Consider the following 14,854-nt stretch of genomic DNA (forward strand, 5'->3'; position numbering starts at 1 on the left):
CCCTCACCCCCTCACCCCACCCCCGGCTATAGCGAATCCATCGTAGAACTCCAAACCCAGCTAGACGATCTCACCCCCCAGGCCATCGGCTATCTCTACGACCGATTGTTTCAAGCTGGAGCCCTGGATGTATTTACCCAGGCCGTCGGTATGAAAAAAAATCGTCCGGGCAGCTTACTGACGGTTATTTGTACTGTCGCCAGCGCTAACGCCTGCCAAACCATCCTATTTTCAGAAACAACAACCCTGGGTATCCGGATGACCCCGCAGCAGCGTCAGGCACTCTACCGTTCCTGGCAAGCTGTCACTACTGACTATGGCCCGGTTCAAATTAAGGCTGGTTTAGCCACCCCCAACGGTCCTGTACTCAATCTGCAACCTGAGTATGAAACCTGCGCTCAGCTAGCCCGTGAACATGGGGTTGGTTGGAAACATATTCAATGGGCCGCCATTGCCGCCGCTCAGCCTCTGTATCAGCCCGAAGCGACCAATCAATGGACCAACATTACCCCAGCTTGCTCCGACACCTGATATGGCCCTAGTTAAATAAGGATTGTTAAGCAACCAGTTCTAAGCAGATTACTAGCCATTCACATCTTCCGAGCGATGATGCACGGGAGCCCAGTGTAGCTCCCTCATCATCTGAGAAAAGATCCGATATTCCTCCAAAGAGGTAGTCTCCGGGTTACTGGCTCGATCCTCATCCTGCTGCACCTGAACCAGGTTGTACTGTACGTCGCTGCCACAGATAGCTAGGGTGACACCGTATATTTCTAAAAAGTTGATAATCCACTGACACTCTTCCCGAGGAAACTGCTCATAGTAGCGAATTAGATCGGCAATTCGAGCATCTAAATACGGATGGGACTTAGGGGAAATTAACAGCAGCTTAAGTAAAACAATGGCCAACGTCAGCGGTCGGCCATTAGTCAGAAGCAAACTAAACAAAGATGACGGTGTTTCCGCATTCTCCGTCATCAGATAATCAATCACTCGGTTACTGGTGAGCAGTGCCAGAGAGGCATCTACCGGCTGATGCTCAAACTTGACATATAAGCCGTTTAATTTAGTCAGCAACCGCTTTTCCAGGGTTACCACAAAGTCTGTCCTGATGACCGAAAATAGCAAGTACTCAACCAGGCTATTTTTGTAGCTGCCGTAGGTGAGCCCTTGAGTCTGGTCATGAAAAATTCGAGCCAGATTACGATGGCTAAACATGCCGCGCTTCGCAACTAGAGCTCTAATCACTCGCAGGGCACTATCTCCCAACATAGTTGGGTTAACTCGACGCTCCCTCTGGGCTTGGGAGTGCTGAAAATGAGCCGTGTACATAGCCAGGTCAAACTTAAACTTGTCCCTTAAACGTTGGGACAGAGCCCTGGCAGCTTCTCGCTGTTCCAGTGGATTATTCGTATCGATGTACTGCGGTGCGAGTAGATAGGCCGTATAGCGTCTTGACCAGTGAGGGTCTTCACCACTAAAGCGGTTTTCAACAAAGAGCTTCAGATCCTTAAAATCGTCGCTCTCAATAAAAAACTGCAACCATTGCCGCAACCGTTTAATGGTGGGCGATATTGAAATTCTACGAATAGCTGGGTCAGCAAACAGCTGAATTAGCCCGCGGATAGCAGTGTACTCACGGGCCACTTCCCAGTTATTGATGAGAATGTAACAGGATCGCTTGAGGGTATTGTGAAATTCCTTTTCGTCATTTGCAAATAAGATGGCGTAAAGGGCCGGCACAGTGTTTGTGCCTATAGTTTCATGGTGCTGCAAAAAAAGCCCCTTAAACTCCTCAAGCACATCTTCCGCTGGCCAGGTTTTAACAATGTCTAGCAAAAAATCATAAATTGTTTGCTGAGCCTGCTGTACGTCTTGATGTCGACGTCGAGGATTAAACGAATCAGAAACTCTATCAACAACCATGCAAGTTACTGGTATACAGGACCACTCGTGCTATCAGCATTCACGGCTAACAAGATCAAGATAGGTATTAGATATTGTACGAAGTAGAAAAATGTGCATGGGCGCTGACCGTGTAATAAGAATACACCCTACTCGGAACGTATATTTACCCTGTACTTACCCTGACCTCACCTCCGTAGTATTACTGACCCCTGAATTACCAACGTATTCCTCACAAGGGCTGGACACTATATGCAGTCCGGCCATAAGTGATTAGATACTATCATGGGGATCAGCTGTCGCGCTTAGCTACATAACAGGCGGTACAAACTTACAGACAAATTATATCGACTCAGTCTTTTGGTGATCCCTAAAGAAAGACTTAAAAAATGGGGGCGGAGGGACTTGAACCCTCACGACCGTTTAAGGTCAGCGGATTTTCATCCTCCCACAGCTTTCACTGTTGCCACGCTGAGCGGGCTTTGAGGATTGGACCCTCCCTTTACCCTCGACTTGACGTTAGGGTAGCTCCCGTCGGGCCTCTGCACCTTCCCTTCAAAAGGATGAAATCGAAAAGATAAAGGATGAACTTTACCCTCTATTTTTCGCCTTTTGAAGGGCTTGGCTCAGGATTGCCATATCTCAGAAGGTCAAGTAACCAACCAAGACTTAGGTTTCCCTGAGTTTGAGAGCTTCCACTTAGCAGATTTCTCCACTAAGGCTCAGTTTTCTAAGTCCGCAGCGTCTACCATTCCGCCACGCCCCCTTAGTTGAGTAGTTAACCCTGGTAAGCAGAAGGAATGCTCCTGTCTTGACCAGTGAAAACTCCTGTTTAATTCCAACACCAAGTGGTATTCTGTGCAACCCCCTGAACGCTATGATGACTAACGACGTGGTTAAAAACCTTAGGGGCTATGGATAACCTCGATATCTCACTTTTGATTACATTGGCAGTGTATGCCGGTTTAGCAGGTCTCTATCTGGTCGTTGTACCGGGCATTTTGCTGTTTTATCTAAAGCAGCGTTGGAATGTAGCGTCATCTATTGAGCGTTTGCTGATTTACTCACTGGTGTTTATTTTTTTCCCAGGCATGTTGCTGCTATCGCCCTTTCTCAACTTTAGACCTCAGCGTCGCGAGATTTAGTCATGCGCCGAATTGATGTAATTGGCGTTGGCTTAGGTATTTTTGTAGCGGGTGGAGGTCTTTATCTGGGCCTCTCACTCGCAGGACTAGATGGGATTTCAGCCGGTATATGGAGCCAGGTAATTTTTACTGGTGGGCTATTGGGCTGGGTGTTTACCTATCTGACCCGAGTGTTTTCTCAGAAAATGACCTACAATCAGCAGCTTAAAGATTATGAGGATGCGGTTCTGCAAAAGCGTTTAGATGAGATGTCGGATGAAGAATTAGCTCAGCTGCAAGCAGAACTGGAAGCAGAGAAAAAGTCCCAGTCATCCTAGCTGTTTTATGGCACTATCTATCACCGCAGGCCAAACTTAGACACTCGGGTACACAAATTATGGGTAAATCAGTTTCAGCTCAATTTCAGACATTGCGCGACCAGAATGGCTGTGCTCTTATTCCATTTATCACAGCGGGCGATCCTGATTTAGCGACTACTGCGGAGGCCCTCCGCGCATTGGACCGAGCCGGTGCCAATTTGATTGAGCTGGGTGTGCCTTACTCTGACCCATTAGCAGACGGTCCGGTGATTCAGGCGGCGGCCACCCGCGCATTACAGCGTGGTGTAACGCTAGATGCGGTCTTGGAATTAGTGGCTGACGTATCACCAGAGCTATCAGCACCCATTGTCCTATTTACTTACTACAACCCGATTCTCAACCGGGGTATTAAACAGTTTTTGCAAGATATTTATCAGGCGGGCGCACGCGGTCTTGTAGTGCCCGACTTACCGCTAGAAGAAATGGATGTGCTGCTCAAGCCAGCTCAAGATATTGGCATTGAGGTCACGCTGCTGGTAGCTCCAACGACCCCTACGGAACGAATTGTTGCGATCGCAAAGCAGTGTCAAGGCTTTATCTATCTAGTCAGTGTCACGGGTGTTACCGGCATACGCCGTCAGATTGAGAGTCGTGTCCAAGATTTACTACAAGAGTTACGTGCTGTTACCGATAAACCTATTGGCGTAGGATTTGGTGTATCCTCTCCTGAACAAGCGGCTCAACTGAGAGCCTGGGGAGCCGATGGTGTCATCGTTGGCAGTGCCTTTGTTAAGCGACTAGCCCCACAGGGTCAAGATCACCCAGCAGGTATTGCTGACCTTGAAAGCTTTTGCCAACAACTCAAAGCGGCACTTCACTAGATTATCCCTGGGCTAATCACATCGCTCGTTATTCCTTGACTTTTTCAACTCGTTATTCCTTGGCTTTTTTAAGTTGTTAAGCATTTAGCCTACACATACAACAAAATAGTCACCCGCTATTGAAGAGTACTGAATCTTCTTAGAGTTTTTTTGATGCTAATCGCAGAGCAACCAAACCATAAAATCGCCGATGTTAAAGTCGACTGAAAAATGTTGCGCGATGTAACCTTCAACAATTCTTCACGTTAATTCAAGTGATCTTCAATGAAGGGGAATATCTCTCTTAAATCAGGACATTGGAACGGCGATCCCCATGGATTTACTAGGTAAAACAGTGAAAATTTAGAGATTTTTTTCTATTCTTCATCAAACTTTCCTGATTTGGGACGTTTCAGTATAAGCTCCTAGATTTCGACCAGCACTGTAAGGTATTGCACTCACCCAAACAGGAGTGTAATAATCCTTGACCAGAGATAGGAGTAACCGTATATATACGGCAAACTTCCTTGATTTATGGGGTGTTTACGTTCACAGTAAGTGATGTTTCCTGGCTCTCTGAGTGCCTAATTGGTTCGAGGGTCCACTGATAAATTTTGATACAGTCACGCTGTGTTTGTGACTGTATGTGCTGGTCATTAAGACATTATGAGTCGTTGCTTCAAGTTGCTTGTATCAAAGGCGATGATAGCTGTTTGCCTTGTTGTTGGTGCCTGTGAGGGGTCATGAGAGTTTTGAAAAACCGTCTTAGAGGTGTCACACGACACCTGCTCAAAGCTGTAAGTTTTTTTTTAGTGGGTGTTTTGTTGAGCACTCTACTGGTTTATGCCCATACCCCTGTGATGCCTGTGATTGCACAGGTCCAAATCACTAACACTCCGTCTGGGGCCTTTGACGATCCAACAAGTCCTGATCGGCCCAGAATAGTAGCACCGGGCAACACGACGACTATTGGAGTCCCACCTGTGGGGAATCAGCTACTTAGACTGACAAAAACAGCCGACAAATCGGCAGCTGAACCCGGTGATGTGGTTATTTATCGCCTCTTGGTTGACAACCTGAGTCAGGTCGCAGCAACACCTCTCACGGTTACAGACAATCTACCGCGTGGCTTGGAATATATTGAAAACTCAGTTAATACAGCCCCCGTACCACCAACGCTGACAGAGTTTGTAGTTTCAGAACGCCAGCTTACTTTTCGGTTTGACTCTTTGGCGGCTGGTGCAACAGTTGAAATTTTGTACGCAGTCACCCTAACGCCTGATTCTGTAAGGGGTTCTGGTGTCAACGTAGCCAGTGCATCAGCCCCTGGTTTTCCCACAGCGCAGTCCGAGTTCCGGTTAACAATTCGCCCGGGTATTTTGTCTGACTGCGGCACTATCGTTGGTCGAGTGTTTGTAGACAAGAATTTTGATGGTGAACAACAGCGTGGCGAGCCCGGTGTACCGAATGCTGTCGTTTACATGGATGACGGTAATCGGATTATTGCCGACCCAGATGGTCTTTTCTCCATGGCCAATGTGGTATCGGGCAATCGAGTTGGTGTACTTGATCTGAGCAGTCTACCGGGTTACACCTTGGCCCCCAATCTCTATCGTCTAGAAAACAACAGTCAGTCTAGATTGGTTCGCCTAGAGCCAGGCGGTCTGGCACGGATGAACTTTGCAGTAACACCGACCTACGGGGAGGGCCAGAACTAATGATGATGCGTTTGTTATCTAACTCAATTTGTTTAGGACTGCTCACGACCTTGACGGGTGTGGTAGCACTACTGCAACCGGCTCGGGCAGCTCAGCAACAAATCGCTGCAACAACAGCTGATACGAATGTGCTGTTGACACCAGCTAGTGATAGTCCAGAGCAGTTTGCTCAGGCTAGCGATGATTTACCCAGTGATTTACTAGACTCAGAGACCCTTCCTGCTGAAGAAGATCCAGGTGAAGCTGAAGGATTTATCGATGGCACTATTATTCGTCAGGTACCTAGTGGGCTACCACCGCTGATTCAGGATGAGCTGGGAGATGACCTGACTCTGGAGATTTTTCCAGCGGGTGAATCGTTTATTCCTGCCGATGGTCGGTCTACCCTAACAATCCAGGGAAGTGTGCTCGATGAAGCTGGACGACCTGTGCGGGAGGATGTGGTAGTCACCCTCACAGCTTCAGGCGGAACCTTTATCGGGGCTGACTACGATATCGATCGCAGTGGTTTCCAGGTATTGGCACGCCAGGGAGAATTTACTGTTGAACTGCGTTCATCCCTGGATGCTCAAACTGTGGCCATTCGGGCTAGTGCCTCAGCTCGTGAGGCCTTAGGGTTGTTGGATGATGAGGAAACTGCGCAACAGCCCGCCGCTGACCTGGATGGCTACACGCAAGTGATTTTCACCACTCCCTATCGACCATCCCTGGTGGCTGGTGTAGTGGATTTTCGCTTTGGTCCTGGAGCAACGGATTTTTGGGGCCGCTATGCTGACTTTTTAGAACCCGGTGAGCTGGGAGAGTATGAAGCTGACTTGGACGCCGGGATTTTTGCTACTGGCACCATTGGGAGTTGGTTATTAACAGCGGCGTTTAATAGCGATCGCGCTTTAAATGAACGCTGTAACGACAACCGGCTATATCGAGATGTGCAGAACTGCGAACAAACTTATCCAACCTACGGAGACAGTTCTACCACCGACTTTTTGACGCCGTCCATTGACAGTTTCTACGTACGGTTTGAACGAGATTCTCAGATCGTAGGCTACGAACCCGACTTCTTTATGTGGGGAGACTACGATACGGCAGAATTCTCTCGGTTCTCCCAGGAATTTTCCGCATTAAATCGTCAACTCCACGGCTTTAAAGGAAATTACACCTTTGGCAATGGGCTCCAGCTCACGGCCCTGTACGCCAACAATCTGCGGGCACTGCAGCGCGATACGATTGTGCCCGATGGCACCAGCGGTTATTACTTCCTATCCCGGCGACTGATCCTGGCTGGCAGTGAGGATCTCTTTTTTGAAATTGAAGAACTCAATCGACCGGGGACGGTGATCGAACGGGTGCGATTAGTACGCGGAGTTGACTACTCCATTGACTATGATCGCGGGGCAATTCTGTTTAACAGTCCTGTTTCCGCCGTTGATGCCAATCCATTTGGGCCAGCTCTAGTCCGCCGGATTGTGGCAACTTACCAGGTGGACGGCGATGAAGATGATGGAGATTTGTTCGGTGGACGGCTCCAGTATAACTTTGACACCAGCCTGGAATCACCTAGCTGGATTGGAGCATCAGCTGTTTTTGAAGACCAGGGAGCCCAGGACTTTAGCTTAATTGGTGTGGATGCCCTGGTGCAGTTAGGTGATTCTGGACAGTTAGTAGCTGAGATTGCGCGGTCTTCTCTGGATAACCCCACCGTCGATGAAGATGGCACGGCAATTAGGGTAGAGGCCACTGGCAGTATTACCCCTGACTTAGCTGGCACCGCCTACTTTAGAGATGCCGATAGCGGTTTTCGCAATACGGCCACCACTAGCTTTAGGGCCGGGCAAACCCGCTGGGGGGGGCAGCTAGGCTACAATCTCAGCCGTAATACACAGCTGCAGGTGCAGTTTGACCGCGAAGAAAATAGGGGGAATGAAGATCTGATTCCCACGGCCACGGAACAGCTGCTCAATCCAGGTCTAGTACGGACTGATGGCGCGACCGTCAACAACTCAATTACAACGCTACGGGCTGGCGTTCAACAGCAGTTTGGTGCCATTACGGGGAATTTAGACTGGGTTTATCGCGATCGCAACGATCGAGTCACCGGCACTGATGTCGAATCCAATCAAATATCAGCAGGATTAACCTGGCCGCTGGCTAAAAAATGGACGTTCCGGGCTCAGTCCGATATCACCCTGGGGGATGAAGATGATGCCTACCCAGGGCAGAGTGTTATAGGGCTTGACTGGGACGTACTACCAGAAGTGACCTTGAGATTTGCTCAACGGTTCTTCCACGACGATGATGTCACCCCCGATGCCCTTACCACCGTTGATGCGCTGGTTAACTACGACCTCACCGACAACACTCATTTAACCGGTCGCTATTCCATTTTGGGAGCCAACAATGGCATGAGTGGTCAGGGAGCTTTAGGGCTTAACCATCGCCTTAATCTGGGTCCTGGTCTGCATGCAGACTTTGGCTTTCAACGAATCTTTGGCGATAGCCTATCCTCCATTACGGGCGGCAACCGCGTGATTCAGCCCTATGCTGTAGGACAGTCGGCGGCGTCCTTAGGTCTGGTTAGCGGCACTACTTACACCATAGGTCTGGAGTATACAGACAACCCTGATTTCCAGGCCAGTGCTCGATTTGAGCACCGCGATTCTGAAGATGGCAACAATACCGTGGTCACCGCGTCCGCTGCCGGTAAACTCTCATCGGCCCTGACTACCCTGGCTCGGATTGAACATGCTAACTTTGCCAACCAGACCATTACTGACCGTCTCAACAGCTCCACCAGCGCCCGTCTAGGATTGGCCTACCGGAATCCCCACAGCGACAAGTTCAATGGTTTGTTGAGCTACGAATACGCGATTAACCCTTCTAGCACCCCCAACTCTCTGCTGGTAGGCGCAGGATCAGATTCGATTCAGGAGCATACCCTGGCCATGGAAGGTATTTATGCCCCCAGCTGGCGTTGGGAGTTCTACGGCAAATATGCTCTACGAACAACCAATGCTGACCTAGATTCCCTTGGAGTCACATCCACCAATACCATTCACCTGGGGCAATTAAGAGCCACCCATCGCTTTGCCTACCGCTGGGACGTCACTGGTTCAGTTCGCTATATCACCCAGCCAGAGACTAACTTTGACGAAGTTGGCTTTGCCCTCGAAGCTGGTTACTATCTAACACCAGACCTGCGACTGGGAGTAGGGTATAGCTTTGGCAGCGTCAACGATCGTTCCTTGGGCGGTAGCGGCTATCGTTCGGATGACGGTCCTTATATCGGGGTGACCTTTAAGGTCAATGAACTGTGGGATCAGTTTGGTCTACAGCAAGTTGCTCCACCTCAGCAGGAAGAATCGCTGATTGAGGCAATTGAGGCAGACGACTCACCGCCAATTGAAGACCCCGTTGGGGCTGTCCCGGCGGCGGTTACAGCTAATGACACAGCGGATTATGAAGCGGATGTCGAAGGCATCGAAGCCGACCAAGCGGCTGACAATCCACAGATCACTGACGGGGGTGAGGAGTAATGAGAGCAATCATGCATGTATCCAAGCTAGTCGGAACTGCCACCCTGGCGTTCACGCTACCGCTGATGGCCTATCCGGCCCACGCAGAACCAGGGACCACCCCCTATTCTGTAATTGTCAATTCGGCCAACGATGGCGCTGTTCGTCCTGACGATGAACTGACATTGCGGGAAGCCATTGAGGTGGTTAATGGCACACTGCCTGTGACGGCACTCAGCACTGCTGAGCAAGCTCGGGTCACTCCAGCCGCTAGTCCAACCATTAATTTCAGCCTAGCGGGTGATACCACCATTGCTTTAGTAGAACCTCTGCCACCGATCATGGCAGCAGGTACCCTGATTGATGGTGCCAGCCAACCTGGTTATGGACCACTTTCCACAACGGATACCATGGTTACCCCTGTGCCCACCCCGGTGGTAGCCCTGACCGCCGCTACTGGGGCTGAAGTTTTGCGAGGGCTGACCATTATTGCTGACGAAGTCACCGTTCGTGGTCTGAGCATGTATGGGTTTTCTGCCAACCATCGGTCCACCCAGACAACTCCCCCGGCCAATATCTTTATCACTCACCTCCCCCCTCCGGTGGATGCAGGTTTACCGAATACCCCTGACTGGCAGGAGCTAAGACCTGATGAAGACTCAGATGCTCCGGTGGGTGTGGTAATTGAAGACAATTGGTTGGGGATGTCGCCGTCAGGGCAAATGCCGCCCCCAGAGCAGATGTCAGCTCTGGGCGTCTTTGTTTTTAACGGTTTGGATACGGTGATTCAGCGCAACCGGATTGAGTTTCATGAGGGTAGCGGCATTATTACTGGGGCTCAGGCCATTGGTATGAATGTGACTGAAAATACGATGCGGACTAATGGCATCGCGGGTATTCCCGATGGCATTCGGTTGGATGGCAACATTGATGGAGCCGAGATTTATGGCAACCTGATGTGCGGCATTGATGGCAGCGGTGTGTTTATGTTTAAACCCCAAGGGTCTGCCCGCATCTATAACAACGATATTCGGTTTAATGGACGGCGTTTTAGACGAGCCGCTATCTATCTCATGGGCAATGGTCATGAGGTGACGGACAATGTGATTCAACATCAGCCTGGACCAGGGGTTGCGATCGCATCCTATCCCCGTAGTGAAGGCAATATTATCCGCAACAACACCTTTGCCGCCTTAGATGGTCTGAGTGTCGATCTAGGCTTTAACGACAACAGTGGCATTCAAGATTTTCAGCGCAAAGACGGTCCCAATCCACCGCGCAACTCCAACCTGCGTCGGCGAGATACTGCCAATGCAGGCATTAATGCTCCCGAATTTGACGACTATGTCTTTCCGGTAAGCGGCGATCAAGTCACCCTCAGCGGAATCGCCGATCCAGGCACTACTGTCGACATCTACAAAGTTGTTGACCGTCAAGGCTATTACGGTGCCCTCAACGAGTATGTGACCACCGTAGCTACGGATGAAACTGGGAGCTTTAATGTGAGCGTTGATGCTGCAGACGGGGCATTGTTGAGCGCCATTGCCACCGATGAAATTTACGGCACGTCTGAACCCTCAGCCATTGCCGCTGTTGGCAATCTGACGGAGGGACCCACAACACCCGCTATGCCCAGCTGTGAGATCGCTCAAGATCCACCGGAACCGGCTCCGGAGCTACCGCCAGACCCAGTGATTTTGCGCATTCCTCGCAACATTCACTTTGCCTTAGATCGGTCCGATATCTCAGCCGAATCCGCCGCGATTATGGATGAGATTATCACTGTCTTACAGGAGTATCCGTTTATCACCGTTGAACTCCAGGGCCACACTGATCCCCGAGCTAGCAATGCTTATAACCAGGCCCTGGGTGAGCGTCGGGCTCTAGCCGCTAGAAACTATCTATTGCAGCAAGGGATTGCCCCTGAGCGGATGCGTATTCGCTCCTTTGGTGAAACACAACGAGTATCAACTGGCACGTCTCGCATTGACTATGCTCGCGATCGCCGCACCGAGTTTATCTTCACCGATACTCGCGGTCTCGACATCATCTACGAAAATTTGGAAACAGATTTACAGCCTGAATAAGACCTGCTTTGACTTGTCAACCTGTCAATACCGTCAGTATTAGTAGAGAATCCTACCGTGAAATTTTGTCATAACAATTCAAAGAAAAAGCACTATCCAGGTCTTCGCTCAGCTGGTATTCGGCATCTTGAGCAGGCATTTCGCAACAGCAAGCTCAGACAGGTTTTAGCCTGGAGTTTACCTCTGGCGAGTTTGTTGACCCTGGCACCAACCGCTCAAGCTCAGGTAGCTACCTCTGTGGACTGGGGAACTGGAGCTGCAGGGGAAGCTGTTGATTTCCCTGTGGGCACCAATCAAAACACCTATACAAATGTTGGGGGAAGTGGTGTAGATGTGCGCGTCACTGTTGGAGGAGACGTCGGCAATAATGGCAACGCTAATCTCGATCTAACCGACTCTGATTTTGTTAGTCCTTCACCACCCGATGAAACTTTACTCATCAATCTTTTAGGGGGTAATGGTGATGAAGCCACTGTTACCATTGAGTTTTTGTTAACTGGAACAGATACACCAGTTGACGTGACTCTAGCTTCTTTTCCTATTTATGACCTAGACATCCTTTTCAATAACGGCAGTGTGTCTTGGCAGGATGAAGTAGTCGTGTCCGCCACCTCAGGAGGAACTCCTGTAACTGGCATTACAACCAGTGATGGCCCTGCTCTTAACGAAGGGACGTTTAACCAGGAAGTCATTGGACCGACATCAGTTACTATCACTGGAGTTGCGCCGGGTGATGACCCCAATAACCCTACCCAAAACGCCAACTCTCCCAGATTCCCAGGTCAAGTTCCCGGCCCCAATAGTAACTTTGTTGGTGACTTTGTAAACGGCAACGTTACTGTTGACTTTCCAAACGCGGCTGACACAATTACAATCCAGTTCAGTAATGGTCCAGGTACTGAAGATTTTGCCCCCCATGCGATCGCTATTGGTGACATTAACTTTACCGCCCCTCCACTTGTTGCAGAAGAACCTGCCATTGGTGTGTCGAAGCGAGTTGTGTCAGCAATCACCCAGGCTGATGGTGACTTTGAGGTGGTCTATGAAACCACGGTGGAAAATCTGGGGAATGTCACGTTGAACAACGTGCAGCTTACGGAAGATCTGGATGATACCTACGGTGAAGGGGCCTTTTCAATTATCGGTGGGCCAACATTTACTCCCCAGGGTGTCGCCAACGAGGTCGCCTTAACTCCCAACCCTGGCTTTGATGCCGATGCTCCCAACGGCACCCCCGGTGACACCAATATTTTGGCCGCAGCACAAACACTGCAGGTGGGTGAAGAATCCACCTTCCGATTCACGGTGGAGATCGATAATGACCAGATCACCACACCAGGCACATTTACCAATCAGATTGAGGCAGTGGGCACATCCCCCAACAACACAACGGTGGATGACGATTCAGATGATGGTGTAGAAACCGATGCTGACCCTAACGATGGCAATCCTGGCGGTGGCCCCACTGAAAATGACCCCACTCCCGTTCAGTTGCCGCCTACGGAAGAACCCTTTATCGGGGTGTCCAAGCGAGTTATTTCGGCAACTACCCAGGCTGATGGTGACTTTGAGGTGGTCTATGAAACCACGGTGGAAAACCTGGGTAACGTCCCCTTAAACAATGTGCAACTGACTGAAGATCTGGATGATACCTACGGTGAAGGTGCTTTTTCGATTATCGGTGGGCCAACATTTACTCCTCAGGGTATCGCCAACGAGGTTGCCTTAGTTCCTAACGGTAACTTTGATGCGGATGCCCCTGTCGGTGCTCCTGGCGATGTCAATATTCTGGTAGGCAACCAAACCCTTGATGTGGGCGAAAATTCCACGTTCCAGTTCACCGTTGAAGTGGAGAGTGACTTAGTTACTGTTCCAGATACTTTCTTGAACCAAATTGAAGCAGTGGGTACATCACCCAGTGGTACCACAGTGGATGATGATTCGGATAACGGAGTGGATACAGACCCTGACCCAGGTGATGGAACTCCTGGGGGAGGACCTAACGAAAACGATCCTACCCCAGTTCTATTACCCCCCACACCAGTAATTGGTGTAGCCAAACAGGTTAGTTCCTCGGTGATTGAGCCAGCTGGAACCTTTGGCAATGCAACCGCTCGGGTAACCTATGACATTGTCGTTGCTAACGTGGGAACCGTGCCATTAGAAGAGGTACAGGTGGATGAGGATCTAGATTCTGTTTATGGTGCAGGTGCCTTTGAGGTGGTTGATGTGACCTTAACGGCTGGAGCCACTACACTCGCGGCAGATCCTGGTTTTGATGGCATTGTTGGTGGTAATACGACACTGCTAGCGGATACGGCAGGTACACCAACAGGCACATTGGCGGTTGGTGCATCAACAACGTTTCAACTGGTTGTTGACGTCAACACAAGCAGTCCAAACCTAACACCTCCCCTACCCGGTCCCTATGTCAACCAAGTTGCCGCATCAGCTACCGATGCCGATGGCAATACCACCAACGATTTATCTGATAGCGGTCCTGTCGTTGACCCGGATGGGGATGGGGACCCCAATGAACCAGGTGAAAATGATCCTACCCAGATTAGTTTTGAACCGGATCTACGCCTGCTCAAACGGATCACTCAGCTGACTAGAAATGGTGTAGAGCTGGCTCTAGAGGGAGATAGTGCTGATCCAAACGGCGACGGTCAACGGCTGCAGACCCTATCCAACAACACCTTGCCCCTGGGCCTGACCAATGTGTCAAATACCTTACAATCGGGGGACCTGGTTGAGTACACCGTATTCTTCTTCAATATCGGTACGGGGACTGCTGAAAATGTAGAAGTTTGCGATGAGCTACAGCCCCCTAGCATCCTCCAGCCAGGTAGCTTAGAACTATCTCAGCCAACAGTCGGTGGAAACTTGAACTTCTCCCCTAATGGGCCATTGTTTGAGAAAGATCCTCTAGAACCCCTGGAGCCCTCTTGCCTGTCTGCCCCTGGAGAATTTCCCTCCAGTAATGCCCTACCGGGTCCTGCTGGTGTTGGAGCAGGCGGTGGCGTTGTGGTCGGTGGACCTGAGTCAGGTCTCAATGTTGAAACCAGTGCCATTGGCGCATTTCGCTTTGAGATTCGCATTCCATAACTTTTCTATGGCAATTAAATAGTTGACAATACCTCTAGTGTGGCAACTTGAACCATACTAGAGGTATTTCATCATCAATTGGAGATCAGGGTAAACGTTAGTTAGCCTGGCCAAAGGGTATCCGGTAGGTATCCCAAAGCAGTACAAAACCTGCCCCGACAAGTTTGTCTCTTTTGCACCAAGCTCACTAAATTCGACCTTGGTATAACACTCACTAATG

At 50.0% G+C, this 14,854-nt stretch carries 9 protein-coding genes; 8 read left to right on the forward strand and 1 reads right to left on the reverse strand.

The window, feature by feature from the left end:
- Window positions 1-531: nickel insertion protein (gene larC, locus N836_RS49185; RefSeq protein WP_023072121.1), on the forward strand; the 531-nt coding region annotated here is incomplete at its 5' end.
- A gap of 51 nt (window positions 532-582) precedes the next feature.
- Here larC and N836_RS49190 read toward each other — a convergent pair.
- On the reverse strand, window positions 583-1,926 hold the full coding sequence (locus N836_RS49190; protein ID WP_023072122.1) for a hypothetical protein: 1,344 nt from the start codon (window positions 1,924-1,926) through the stop codon (window positions 583-585).
- Between the two features lie 893 nt (window positions 1,927-2,819).
- On the opposite strand from N836_RS49190, the gene ndhL reads away from it, so the two are divergent.
- The 7 genes from ndhL (at window position 2,820) to N836_RS49225 (ending at window position 14,634) form a co-directional block, all read left to right on the forward strand.
- On the forward strand, window positions 2,820-3,050 hold the full coding sequence (ndhL, locus tag N836_RS49195; protein WP_023072123.1) for an NAD(P)H-quinone oxidoreductase subunit L: 231 nt from the start codon (window positions 2,820-2,822) through the stop codon (window positions 3,048-3,050).
- Window positions 3,051-3,052: 2 nt separating this feature from the next.
- Window positions 3,053-3,367, forward strand: a complete 315-nt coding sequence (locus N836_RS49200) for a DUF3007 family protein (RefSeq protein WP_023072124.1) — start codon at window positions 3,053-3,055, stop codon at window positions 3,365-3,367.
- A 59-nt stretch (window positions 3,368-3,426) separates the two neighbouring features.
- A complete protein-coding gene (trpA, locus tag N836_RS49205; protein WP_023072125.1) occupies window positions 3,427-4,230 on the forward strand; it encodes a tryptophan synthase subunit alpha in 804 nt (267 codons plus the stop codon).
- Window positions 4,231-4,952: 722 nt separating this feature from the next.
- Window positions 4,953-5,927, forward strand: a complete 975-nt coding sequence (locus N836_RS49210; protein WP_023072126.1) for a DUF11 domain-containing protein — start codon at window positions 4,953-4,955, stop codon at window positions 5,925-5,927.
- A complete protein-coding gene (locus N836_RS49215) occupies window positions 5,927-9,460 on the forward strand; it encodes a hypothetical protein (protein ID WP_023072127.1) in 3,534 nt (1,177 codons plus the stop codon). Before N836_RS49210 ends, N836_RS49215 begins: the two co-directional genes overlap by 1 nt.
- Before the next feature lie 11 nt (window positions 9,461-9,471).
- The gene (locus tag N836_RS49220) at window positions 9,472-11,526 is read left to right on the forward strand and encodes an OmpA family protein (protein WP_023072128.1); all 2,055 of its coding nucleotides are present in this window, start codon (window positions 9,472-9,474) and stop codon (window positions 11,524-11,526) included.
- A 57-nt stretch (window positions 11,527-11,583) separates the two neighbouring features.
- The gene (locus N836_RS49225) at window positions 11,584-14,634 is read left to right on the forward strand and encodes a hypothetical protein (RefSeq protein WP_023072129.1); all 3,051 of its coding nucleotides are present in this window, start codon (window positions 11,584-11,586) and stop codon (window positions 14,632-14,634) included.
- Window positions 14,635-14,854 lie beyond the last annotated feature (220 nt).

Source organism: Leptolyngbya sp. Heron Island J (assembly GCF_000482245.1).
Lineage (GTDB): Bacteria > Cyanobacteriota > Cyanobacteriia > Phormidesmidales > Phormidesmidaceae > Leptothoe.

Excerpts from the sequence above, each read along its gene's own strand:
- N836_RS49190 (WP_023072122.1), bottom strand. The coding sequence starts at position 1,926 with ATGGTTGTTGATAGAGTTTCTGATTCGTTTAATCCTCGACGTCGACAT.
- ndhL (WP_023072123.1), top strand. The coding sequence starts at position 2,820 with ATGGATAACCTCGATATCTCACTTTTGATTACATTGGCAGTGTATGCC.
- N836_RS49200 (WP_023072124.1), top strand. The coding sequence starts at position 3,053 with ATGCGCCGAATTGATGTAATTGGCGTTGGCTTAGGTATTTTTGTAGCG.
- trpA (WP_023072125.1), top strand. The coding sequence starts at position 3,427 with ATGGGTAAATCAGTTTCAGCTCAATTTCAGACATTGCGCGACCAGAAT.
- N836_RS49210 (WP_023072126.1), top strand. The coding sequence starts at position 4,953 with ATGAGAGTTTTGAAAAACCGTCTTAGAGGTGTCACACGACACCTGCTC.
- N836_RS49215 (WP_023072127.1), top strand. The coding sequence starts at position 5,927 with ATGATGATGCGTTTGTTATCTAACTCAATTTGTTTAGGACTGCTCACG.
- N836_RS49220 (WP_023072128.1), top strand. The coding sequence starts at position 9,472 with ATGCATGTATCCAAGCTAGTCGGAACTGCCACCCTGGCGTTCACGCTA.